The organism is Streptomyces soli, assembly GCF_003999195.1.
Taxonomy (GTDB): domain Bacteria; phylum Actinomycetota; class Actinomycetes; order Streptomycetales; family Streptomycetaceae; genus Actinacidiphila; species Actinacidiphila soli.
In genome coordinates, this window is sequence record NZ_RJVR01000168.1 from 1 (window position 1) to 10,060 (window position 10,060).

At 73.0% G+C, this 10,060-nt stretch carries 10 protein-coding genes and 1 pseudogene; 9 read left to right on the plus strand and 2 right to left on the minus strand.

The genetic code is table 11. The features are described from left to right. Nucleotides 1-533 (plus strand): annotated as a pseudogene (locus tag EFK10_RS48650) (hypothetical protein); the annotation flags it as partial. Next, nucleotides 473-1,327 (plus strand): tetratricopeptide repeat protein, encoded by an 855-nt coding sequence (locus tag EFK10_RS14510; RefSeq protein ID WP_127356116.1) that lies wholly within the window; start codon nucleotides 473-475, stop codon nucleotides 1,325-1,327. The pseudogene EFK10_RS48650 and the gene EFK10_RS14510, both read left to right, overlap by 61 nt. A 79-nt stretch (nucleotides 1,328-1,406) precedes the next feature. On the opposite strand, the gene EFK10_RS14515 is transcribed toward EFK10_RS14510, so the two are convergent. Beyond that, complete coding sequence (locus tag EFK10_RS14515) at nucleotides 1,407-2,681, minus strand: DUF1015 family protein (RefSeq protein ID WP_127356111.1); 1,275 nt, start codon at nucleotides 2,679-2,681, stop codon at nucleotides 1,407-1,409. Between the two features lie 75 nt (nucleotides 2,682-2,756). On the opposite strand from EFK10_RS14515, the gene EFK10_RS14520 reads away from it, so the two are divergent. Beyond that, nucleotides 2,757-3,779, plus strand: a complete 1,023-nt coding sequence (locus EFK10_RS14520) for an HAD-IIA family hydrolase (protein ID WP_127356112.1) — start codon at nucleotides 2,757-2,759, stop codon at nucleotides 3,777-3,779. 331 nt (nucleotides 3,780-4,110) lie between these two features. Here EFK10_RS14520 and EFK10_RS14525 read toward each other — a convergent pair whose 3' ends face one another. Then, the gene (locus tag EFK10_RS14525) at nucleotides 4,111-4,458 is read right to left on the minus strand and encodes a sterol-binding protein (protein WP_127356113.1); all 348 of its coding nucleotides are present in this window, start codon (nucleotides 4,456-4,458) and stop codon (nucleotides 4,111-4,113) included. Nucleotides 4,459-4,586: 128 nt separating this feature from the next. Here EFK10_RS14525 and EFK10_RS48655 point away from each other — a divergent pair, with 128 nt between their 5' ends. The 6 genes from EFK10_RS48655 to EFK10_RS14555 all read left to right on the plus strand — a co-directional run. Next, a complete protein-coding gene (locus EFK10_RS48655; protein ID WP_206305455.1) occupies nucleotides 4,587-5,468 on the plus strand; it encodes a histone in 882 nt (293 codons plus the stop codon). Between the two features lie 4 nt (nucleotides 5,469-5,472). Next, the gene (locus tag EFK10_RS14535; RefSeq protein ID WP_407647077.1) at nucleotides 5,473-5,742 is read left to right on the plus strand and encodes a hypothetical protein; all 270 of its coding nucleotides are present in this window, start codon (nucleotides 5,473-5,475) and stop codon (nucleotides 5,740-5,742) included. Between the two features lie 13 nt (nucleotides 5,743-5,755). Beyond that, nucleotides 5,756-6,562, plus strand: coding sequence for a TlyA family RNA methyltransferase (locus EFK10_RS14540; RefSeq protein ID WP_127356117.1), 807 nt, complete (start codon nucleotides 5,756-5,758; stop codon nucleotides 6,560-6,562). Beyond that, a complete protein-coding gene (locus EFK10_RS14545; RefSeq protein WP_240677218.1) occupies nucleotides 6,559-7,479 on the plus strand; it encodes an NAD kinase in 921 nt (306 codons plus the stop codon). The genes EFK10_RS14540 and EFK10_RS14545 overlap by 4 nt, the downstream gene beginning before the upstream one ends. Nucleotides 7,480-7,554: 75 nt before the next feature. Then, nucleotides 7,555-9,297, plus strand: a complete 1,743-nt coding sequence (gene recN / locus EFK10_RS14550; RefSeq protein WP_164835997.1) for a DNA repair protein RecN — start codon at nucleotides 7,555-7,557, stop codon at nucleotides 9,295-9,297. Between the two features lie 133 nt (nucleotides 9,298-9,430). Further along, a partial coding sequence (locus EFK10_RS14555) for a hypothetical protein (RefSeq protein WP_127356115.1) occupies nucleotides 9,431-10,060 on the plus strand: 630 nt, incomplete at its 3' end.

A 10,060-nucleotide genomic window follows, 5' to 3' on the forward strand; every position in this document is an offset into this window, starting at 1 on the left:
CGAGCGTCCCCGGACTTTTGACCGTCCCCGTGATGACCGTCGTGACGAGCGTCCGCGTAGCTTCGATCGTCCCAGGGACGACCGGCGTGATGACCGTCCGCGTGGGCCGCGTCGTGAGGACGACCGCGGTGGCTTCCGCCGCGACGACCGTCGTGACGAGCGTCCCCGCAGCTTTGACCGCCCGCGCGACGACCGTCGTGATGACCGTCCGCGTGGGCCGCGTCGTGAGGACGAGCGTGGCGGCCCCCGCCGTGACGACCGTCGCGATGAGCGTCCGCGTAGCTTCGACCGTCCCAGGGACGACCGACGCGACGATCGACCGCGTGGGCCGCGTCGTGAGGACGAGCGTGGCAGCTTCCCCCGGGACGACCGTCCCCGCAGTGGCGACCGGCGGCCGTCGGTGCAGGGGCGGGGACGGTTCGAGAACCGTGGGCGGGATGACCGTCGGGAGGAGCGGGAGCCGGTCAAGCGGCTGCCGATTCCGGACGAGGTCACGGGCCAGGAGATCGACCCGAGCGTGCGGCAGGAGCTGATGAGCCTGCCGAAGGGGCTCGCGGACGATGTGGCGCGGAACCTGGTGATGGTGGCGCAGCTGCTGGACGAGGACCCGGAGCGGGCGTACGCGTACTCGCGGGTGGCGCTGCGGCTGGCGTCGCGCGTGGCGGCGGTCCGGGAGGCGGCCGGCTTCGCTTCGTACGCGACCGAGCGGTATGCGGAGGCGATCGCGGAGTTCCGGGCGACCCGGCGGATGACCGGCACGGTCGACCTGTGGCCGGTGATGGCGGACTGCGAGCGTGGTCTGGGCCGTCCGGAGCGGGCGCTGGAGATGGCCGGCGCGCCGGAGGTGCAGAAGCTGGACCGGGCCGGTCAGGTGGAGATGCGCCTGGTCGCTGCCGGCGCGCGGCAGGACATGGGCCAGGCCGAGGCCGCCGTGGTGACCCTGCAGAGTTCGGAGCTGGCGTCGAGCGCGGTGCACCCGTGGACGGCGCGGCTGCGCTACGCCTACGCGGACGCGTTGCTGGCGGTCGGCCGCGAGGGCGAGGCGCGCGACTGGTTCGCGAAGGCGCTGGAGGCCGACCAGAACGGCACGACGGACGCTTCCGACCGGCTGGCACAGCTGGACGGAGTCGAGTTCGTGGACGTCGTCCCGGAGGACGAGACCCCCGAGGAGCCCGAGTCCGAGGCCGAGCCCGAGGCCGAGACAAAGGCGGAGGTCGAGACAAAGGCGGAGGTCGAGACCGAGGTCGACATCACCGATGAGGCCGAGCCGTCGACGTTCCTGGACGACCCGTTCAAGGAGCCGCAGAAGAGCGACGACGAGAGCTGAGTGCAAGAGCTGAGTGAATGACGAAGGGCGGCGCCCGCATCGCGGGGGCCGCCCTTCGTCGTTTCCAGGTCCTTGCAGGTCATTCCAGGTCGAGGCTGCGCAGCACCAGTCCCGTGGCCGGTTTCGGGCCGAAGGAGGTCGACTTGCGCGGCATCGTGACGCCCTGCCGTGCTAGTTCTCGTACGACGTCCTCGCGTACGGGATGCATCAGCACAGCCGTGCCGCCGAACCGGGCGGCCTGGTCGACGGCGGCCTGGGTGTCGTGGATGTACTGGATGTGGTCGGGGGCGTCGGGGACCTGCCAGACGTGGTCGAGCAGCAGGCAGTGCAGGACGGTGGCGTCGAGCCGGCGCCAGGCCTCGGGGCGGTCGTGCGGGACAGCTTCGTCGAGGAGCCGCGGGTCGGGGCGGTCCAGGAGGTGGAAACGGCCTTCACCGCCGGTGAGGAGGAAGGCGTTGCCCGCGGTGGAGGCCGCTGTCAGGGCCCCGAGCGCGTGCTCCAGGGGCCCTTTGGTCTCCTGGACCCGGAAGGCGCCCCGGGCGGCGCGGACGGCGTCCTCGGCGGACAGGCGCGGGAGCACACGGTGGATGGCGCGGACCCTGAGCGGGTAGCGGGCGCTGTCGACGAGCAGGACCAGGCCGTAGTCCCAGGGGCTGGGGCCGTTCTGCTCCTCCTGGAGGCGCAGGTAGGTGGCCCAGCGATGGTGGCCGTCGGCGATGAGAGCCTGGTGACGGGCGAGGTCGGCGTCGACGGTGGCGATCTCGGCGGGATCGGTGAGAGCCCACAGGCGGTGCCGGATGCCGTCCTCGGTCGTGGTCTCCAGGAGGGGTTCGCGTTCCTGCGCCGTACGGTCGATGATCTCCGCGGCGGCGCCCCCGCCCTCGTACGTGAGGAGCAGCGGCTCCAGGTTGGCTGCGGTCGCGCGCATCAGCGAGGCGCGGTCGGCGACCGGGCCGGGCATGACATCCTCGTGCGGGAGGACGACGCGCTCCTCGGGGCGGGTGAGGCGCAGGGCGCCGATCAGGCCTCGCTGGACGAGGTCGCAGTCGCGCTGCTCGTAGACGTAGAGGGCGGGCTCGCGGTCGGCGGCGAGGACGCCCTCCTCCTGCCACTGGAAGAGCGCCCAGGCGGCCTGGCGGTGGCGGGCGGCAGGGTCGGGCTCGTTGGGGAGGATGAGGCGTACGACGTTGTGCGGGTCGGCGGTCTCCAGCTCGCGCTGGCCGCCGGGCCGGACCACGACGTCGTACGGTGGCGAGGTGACGGCGGCGAGGCTGCCGACGCGCTCGGGAACGTAACGGAGCCCGCGGAACGGCGCCAGGCGCAGGCCGCCGGTGGCGGGTCCGTAAGTGCTCATCAGGGCATGTTACGCGGGTTGCACGGGCCCGGGATGATGGGAACAAGCCACCACCACACGAGGAGCGAGCCGTTTATGACCACCCGCACCGTACCGGCTTCCAGCGAGCAGACCCTGGACACGGCGTACGACACCGCGCTGCTCGACCTCGACGGGGTCGTGTACGCGGGCGGTGACGCCATCGCGCACGCAGTCGAGTCGCTCGGCACGGCGCGTGAGCACGGCATGCACCTCGCCTACGTCACCAACAACGCCGCCCGCACGCCGCAGGCGGTCGCCGGGCACCTCACCGAGCTCGGGGTGCCGGCCGAGGCGGGGGACGTGATCACCTCGGCGCAGGCCGTGGCCCGGCTGATCGCCGACCAGGTCCCGCAGGGGGCGCGGGTGCTGGCCGTCGGCGGGGACGGGCTGCTGGAGGCGCTGCGGGAGCGCGGGCTGGAGCCGGTGTCGTCGGCGGACGACGACCCGGCGGCGGTGGTGCAGGGCTATTCGCCGCAGGTGGGGTGGACGCAGCTCGCGGAGGCCTCGTACGCCGTGAATCGCGGGGTGCCGTGGTTCGCGTCCAACACGGATCTGACGATCCCGACCGCGCGCGGCACCGCGCCGGGCAACGGCGCGCTGGTGGAGGTCGTACGGATCGCCACGGGCGCCGAGCCGCAGATCGCGGGCAAGCCGCAGCCGCCGATGCACCGCGAGACGGTGATCCGGACGGGGGCGAAGCGGCCCCTGGTGGTCGGCGACCGCCTCGACACGGACATCGAGGGCGCGAACGGGGGCGGCGTCGACTCGCTGCTGGTGCTGACCGGGGTGACGGACGCCGCGCTGCTGTTGAAGGCGGAGCCGAAGTATCGGCCGACCTATGTGGACGCCGACCTGCGGGGGCTGCTGGAGCGGCAGCCGGAGGTGGCGGTGGCCGGGGACGGCTTTGCGTGCGGGGGATGGAAGGCTTCGGCGGGGGAGAGCGCGCTGGTGCTGGAGGGGGAGGGCGGCGAGCCGATGGATGGGCTGCGGGCGCTTTGCGCTGCCGCGTGGACTGCGGCGGGGGAGGGGTCGTGCGGGCTGGGCGCGGATAAGGCGCTGGCCCGGCTGGGGCTGTAGGCGGCTTTCTTCCGCCACCCCGCCCCTTCCCGAAACCAGGGGGCAAGCCCCTGGACCCCCGGGTCTCGATGTCAGGTGCAGGTCCGTGGTCGGTTTGTGCCCGCCTCCCCCAAAGCTTCCTTTGGGAGGTGCCCCCACCCCCGGACTCCGTCTGGGAGGTACCCCCATATCGCTTCGCTCGCCACTGCGGAACGCCTGCCCACAAACCGGGTAAGGGTAGTGATCGGAAGAAGGCGGCCTGGCCGGTTTCGTCGGATGACCAGGGGGGCGTCCCGTGCAGCAGGACCACCGGGTCGGCGCCGGGTGGACGGTCAGGGCCGTCCTCCCCGGTCTAGAGCAGCTTGCGCAGGCGCAGCAGATCGCGCAGGCCCGCCTCCAGCTTGACGCGGCCGCTGCCCCAGGCCCGCGCAAAGTGCAGCTCGCCGTTGACCAGGGAGACCAGGTCGTCGCCGGCCATGGTGAGGCGGATCTCGGCCCTGGTGGGCGGCGGGCCGTGGACGGTGGTCACGTTCCTGATGTGGCCGTCGGTGAGCCGTCCGACGAAGGTGATGTCGAGGTCGGTGATGTGGCAGCTCAGGGAGCGGTCCATTGCGGCGGCGCTGCGGAAGTCGCCCTCGGCCTTCGCGAGATTCTCCGACAGCTGGTCGAGCGCGCTGCGGCACTCCTCGATGGTCGCCATCGGTGGTGCGTCTCCTGTCCGGGTGCTGAGTGATCGGATCCGACCGTACCGCAGGGCACTGACAACCGGAGATGGCACGGTAGGCGGTAGCGTCAGGGACGGTAGCTTCACAAGCGAGGAGTGTGAACATGCGGGACGCGCTGCGCACATGCCTGCAGATCGCGGGCGGTCTGACTGAGGCCACGCGGCGGCGGGCGACCGCCGCGGCGAAGGATCTGATCGACCAGACCGGAATAGACGTCGACGACCTCCAGCGTCAGGCCCAGGCCTTCGCCGACGATCTCATCGCCTCCGGTCGGGCCAACCGGGATCTCCTGCTCGGGCTCGTACGGGAAGAGGTCGAGAAGACCATGTCCCGTGTCGGCCGCCTCGCCGACGAGGTCACCAAGGTCGGTGTCGTCCTCGAAGCGCTCGAGCGCCGCGTACGCAATCTGGAGCGCGACGAAGCCCACGCAGACGAGCCCGAGGCTCCTCCGGCAGCCGCGCCGGCCCCGGCGCCTGCCCCGGCCCCGGCTCACCCCGCTCCGGCCCCGGCTCCGACGAAGAACGCGGCGCCGCCCAAGAAGGCCGCCCCCGCACCGCCCACCGCTGCCGAAGCCGGGACCACCGCCGCCCCCAAGAGGGCTGTGCCTGCCAAGAAGGCGGCCCCCGCGAAGAAGACCGCCCAGGCTGAGAAGGCCGCCCCTGCGAAGAAGGCACCGGCCGCGAAGAAGACCCCCCCGGCGAAGAAGGCCGCCCCTGCGAAGAAGGCACCGGCCGCGAAGAAGACCCCCCCGGCGAAGAAGGCCGCCCCTGCCAAGAAGGCACCGGCTGCGAAGAAGGCGGCCCCGGCGAAGAAGGCGGCCCCGGCGAAGAAGGCCGCCCCGGCCGAGAGGGCCGCCCCTGCCAAGACGGCCGCCCCCGCCAAGAAGGCACCAGCAGCGAAGAAGGCCACCCCCGCCAAGAAGGCCGCCCCCGCCAAGAAGGCGCCCGGCCCGGTCCCGCGGACGCCGGAGGCGGACGGTGAGTGAGCCGGTGTGGGGCGGACAGGCTGAGGGGGCGACCGTCGCGGAGGCGCTTGCCGAGCGACCCGGACCCGGGGCGGACGATGCGGCCGGTGGGGTCCCGGAACCGGCGCCGCTGGGGGTAGCGGTGCAGGCTACGGGGCACCCGGAGGTGGACGCGCTGCTCACGAGGCTGGGTGACGCGGACATACTGCCGACGGAGGACCATATCGAGGTGTACGAGGATGTACACCGTGGGCTGCGCGACGCGCTCACCGCACTCGACGACAACAGGAGCTGAACCGCACGTGGCAGTGGCACGACGCCGACTCGACGCCGAGCTGGTGCGCCGGAATCTCGCCCGCTCGCGCGAGCACGCGAGCACGCTGATCGCGGCCGGCCGCGTGACGGTCGGCGGGGCGACGGCGACGAAGGCGGCCACGCAGGTGGAGACCAGCGCGGCCGTGGTGGTCGTGAAGGACGACGCCGACCCGGAGTACGTGTCCCGCGGTGGGCACAAGCTCGCCGGGGCGCTGGCGGCGTTCGTTCCCGAGGGTTTGCGGGTGGAGGGCCGGCGGGCGCTGGACGCGGGGGCTTCGACCGGCGGCTTCACGGACGTACTGCTGCGCAACGGGGCCACGCGGGTCGTGGCGGTGGACGTCGGCTACGGGCAGCTCGCGTGGTCGCTGCAGAGTGATGAACGCGTCACCGTCAAGGACCGTACTAACGTGCGCGAGTTGACGTTGGAGCAGATCGACAACGAGCCGGTGGACATCATTGTCGGCGACCTGTCCTTCATCCCGCTGGGACTCGTACTGCCGGCCCTGGTCCGCTGTGCCGCGCCGGACGCGGACCTGGTGCTGATGGTCAAGCCGCAGTTCGAGGTAGGGAAGGAGCGGCTGGGGAGTGGTGGTGTCGTTCGGAGTACGCAGTTGCGTGCCGATGCCGTACGGAATGTCGCGAGACAGGCGGCCGGGTTGGGGCTTGGCGTGCTGGGTGTGACGGCGAGCCCGTTGCCGGGGCCGTCGGGCAATGTGGAGTACTTTCTGTGGCTGCGCGCCGGGGCGCCAGAGCTTGACCCGGCGGATGTCGACCGTGCTGTGGCGGAGGGACCCCGTTGAGCGATACGGATACGCAAGAGCTACGCACCGTGTTCCTGCTGGCGCACACCGGGCGCCCGGCGGCGATCCGCAGTGCCGAGCGGGTCGTGCGCGGCCTGACGCGTTGCGGCATCGGCGTGCGCGTACTTGCCGACGAGGCGGCGGACATGTCGCTGCCGGGCGACCTCACGGTCGAGACGGTGCAGGAGGTCGGCCCGGCGTCCGTCGAGGGCTGCGAGCTGATCATCGTGCTGGGCGGCGACGGCACGCTGCTGCGCGGCGCGGAGTTCGCCCGGGCGTCCGGGGTGCCGATGCTCGGAGTCAACCTCGGCCGGGTCGGCTTCCTCGCGGAGGCGGAGCGGGACGACCTGGACAAGGTCGTCGACCGGGTCGCCACCAAGGAGTACGAGGTCGAGGAGCGCATGACGATCGACGTCCTCGTGCGCAACGACGGCCACATCGTGCATGTGGACTGGGCGCTCAACGAGGCCTCGGTCGAGAAGCAGGCGCGCGAGCGCATGATCGAGGTCGTGACGGAGGTCGACGGCCGTCCGGTCTCGCGGTTCGGCGGGGACGGCGTGGTCTGCGCGACCCCGACCGGGTCGACGGCGTACGCCTTCTCGGCGGGCGGGCCTGTGGTGTGGCCGGAGGTCGAGGCGCTGCTGATGGTGCCGATCAGCGCGCACGCGCTCTTCGCCAAGCCGCTGGTGACCTCGCCGAGGTCGGTGCTGGCGGTGGAGGTGCAGCCGCAGACCCCGCACGGCGTGCTGTGGTGCGACGGGCGGCGGACGGTGGAACTGCCGGCCGGCGCGCGGGTCGAGGTGCGCAGGGGCGCGGTGCCGGTGCGGTTGGCACGGCTGCATCACGCGTCGTTCACGGACCGTCTGGTGGCGAAGTTCGCCCTGCCGGTGGCGGGATGGCGGGGCGCGCCGCACTGACGTCGCCATGACGCCGCACTGACCTGTGACTGACCAGTCGGGGAGGTCCGTCGCGCGGGGGGTCGTAAACCTCGTATGGTCGTATCCGTGTTGGAGGAGATGCGGATCCGGTCGCTGGGAGTCATCGAGGACGCCGTGGTGGAGCTGTCACCCGGCTTCACGGCGGTGACTGGCGAGACCGGCGCGGGCAAGACCATGGTCGTCACCAGCCTCGGCCTGCTGCTCGGCGGCCGAGCCGATCCCGCTTTGGTGCGGATCGGCTCGAAGTCGGCGTCGGTGGAGGGGCGGATCTCCCTGCCGGCGGACTCCGCGGTCGCGGTGCGCGCCGAAGAGGCGGGCGCCGAGCTGGACGACGGCGCGCTGCTCATCAGCCGTACGGTCTCGGCGGAAGGGCGGTCCCGGGCATTCGTGGGTGGCCGCGCCGTGCCGGTCGGGCTGCTGGGCGAGCTGGCGGACGAGCTGGTCGCCGTGCACGGCCAGACCGACCAGCAGGGACTGCTACGGCCCGCCCGGCAGCGCGAGGCGCTGGACCGGTACGCGGGCGACGCGGTGGCCGTGCCGCTGGCGAAGTACGGGGCCGCCTACCGGCGGCTGCGGGAGGTCGCCGCCGAGCTGGACGAGCTGACCACCCGGGCCCGGGAGCGGGCCCAGGAGGCCGACCTGCTGCGCTTCGGGCTGGAGGAGGTAGCGGCCGCCGAGCCGGTGGCGGGCGAGGACGTCGAGCTGGCCGCGGAGGCGGAACGGCTCGGGCACGCCGAGGCGCTGGCCTCGGCCGCCGCGATCGCCCACGCCGCCATGGCCGGCAACCCGGAGGACCCTGAGGGCGTCGACGCCGGCGCCCTGGTCGCGGGCGCGCAGCGGGCGCTGGACGCCGTACGGTCCCACGACCCGGCACTGGCCGCGCTGGCGGAACGGCTCGGCGAGATCGGCATCCTGCTGGGCGACGTGGCGGGTGAGCTGGCGGGCTACGCGGACAACCTGGACGCCGATCCGCTGCGGCTGGCTGCGGTCGAGGAACGGCGGTCGGTGCTGGCGCATCTGACCCGAAAGTACGGCGGGGACATCAACGAGGTTCTGGCCTGGGCGGAGGACAGCACCGCCCGGCTCGGTGAGCTGGAGGGCGACGACGACCGTATCGCCGAGCTGGCGGCCGAGCGCGACGCCCTCCGCGGCGAGCTGGGCGACCTCGCGCAGGCGCTGACCGATGCCCGTACGGAGGCCGCCGAGCGGTTCGGCCAGGCGGTGACGACCGAGCTGGCTGAGCTGGCGATGCCGCACGCAAGGGTGAGCGTCGCGATCCGGCAAGCGGACGACGCCGAGGGCATCGAGGTCGGCGGGCGCCTGGTGGCGTTCGGCGCGACGGGCGCCGACGAGGTCGAGCTGCAGCTCGCCCCTCACCCGGGTGCCCCCGCCCGGCCGATCGCCAAGGGCGCCTCGGGCGGTGAGCTGTCGCGGGTGATGCTCGCGGTCGAGGTGGTCTTCGCGGGGTCCGACCCGGTGCCGACCTACCTCTTCGACGAGGTCGACGCCGGTGTCGGCGGCAAGGCCGCCGTCGAGGTCGGCCGCCGTCTGGCCCGCCTGGCGCGCACCGCGCAGGTCGTCGTCGTCACGCACCTGCCGCAGGTCGCCGCCTTCGCCGACCGGCAACTCCTGGTCGAGAAGACCAACGACGGAAGCGTGACCCGCAGCGGCGTCAAGGTCCTCGAGGGCGACGAGCGCGTACGCGAACTCTCGCGGATGCTGGCCGGGCTGGAGGACTCCGAACTCGGACGGGCCCACGCGGAGGAGCTGCTGGCGGCGGCCCGCGAGGGGCGCTGAGGGGCCGAAGCCCAGGCAACGGTTGCATAACCGGAGAGTTATCCGCTACCTTCAAGGCAGGCGGAGAACTCTCCGGTTATACCCCTTTTGCCGGACGAATTCCTCTTACGTACCCGGGCGTTAGGGTGTCCGGATGATCAGGCAGTCGGCGGCAGCGGCAGCGGTGACCCGAGCGGCGTTCGCAGCGCTGCGGCACAGCGCGCCGGGCGGGACGGCCTGGTGGGCGCGGAAGAACTACGCGGGGCGGCAGTTGGAGCTGTACGGCGGGCTCGCCGCGGCGGCCGGCGCGGCCGTGGGAACAGCTCTGGCGCCCGGTGCGCCGGCCCGGGTGCGGGCGGCCGGCGCCGTGGTGACAGCGATGGCCGCCGCCAGCGGCGCGTACGACGACCAGCGTGGCTCGGCCGGGCAGCGGGGCTTCCGCGCGCACCTCGGGGCGCTGCGCCGGGGCGAGGTGACCTCGGGGGCGGTGAAGTTGTTCGGGATCGGGGCGGCAGGCTTGGCGGCGGGCGCGGTGATGGAGAGGCGCCCGCTGGACAAGGTGCTGGCGGGGGTGGTGATCGCGGGGACGGCGCATATGGTCAACCTGGTCGATGTTCGGCCGGGGCGGGCGGCGAAGGCGGTGATCGCCTTGGGCGGGGTGGTGGGCGCCCGGGCGGCTGCGCCGGTGGCGGCGGCCGTGCTGGCGGACGACCTGGGGGAGCGCACGATGCTGGGCGACGCGGGGGCGCACGCGCTGGGCGCAGCCCTCGGGGTGGCGGCGGTC

Bases quoted from the DNA above. Each gene is read 5' to 3' on its own strand.
- EFK10_RS14515 (WP_127356111.1), bottom strand. From the start codon at position 2,681: ATGAGCACTTACGGACCCGCCACCGGCGGCCTGCGCCTGGCGCCGTTC.
- EFK10_RS14520 (WP_127356112.1), top strand. From the start codon at position 2,757: ATGACCACCCGCACCGTACCGGCTTCCAGCGAGCAGACCCTGGACACG.
- EFK10_RS14525 (WP_127356113.1), bottom strand. From the start codon at position 4,458: ATGGCGACCATCGAGGAGTGCCGCAGCGCGCTCGACCAGCTGTCGGAG.
- EFK10_RS48655 (WP_206305455.1), top strand. From the start codon at position 4,587: ATGCGGGACGCGCTGCGCACATGCCTGCAGATCGCGGGCGGTCTGACT.
- recN (WP_164835997.1), top strand. From the start codon at position 7,555: ATGGTCGTATCCGTGTTGGAGGAGATGCGGATCCGGTCGCTGGGAGTC.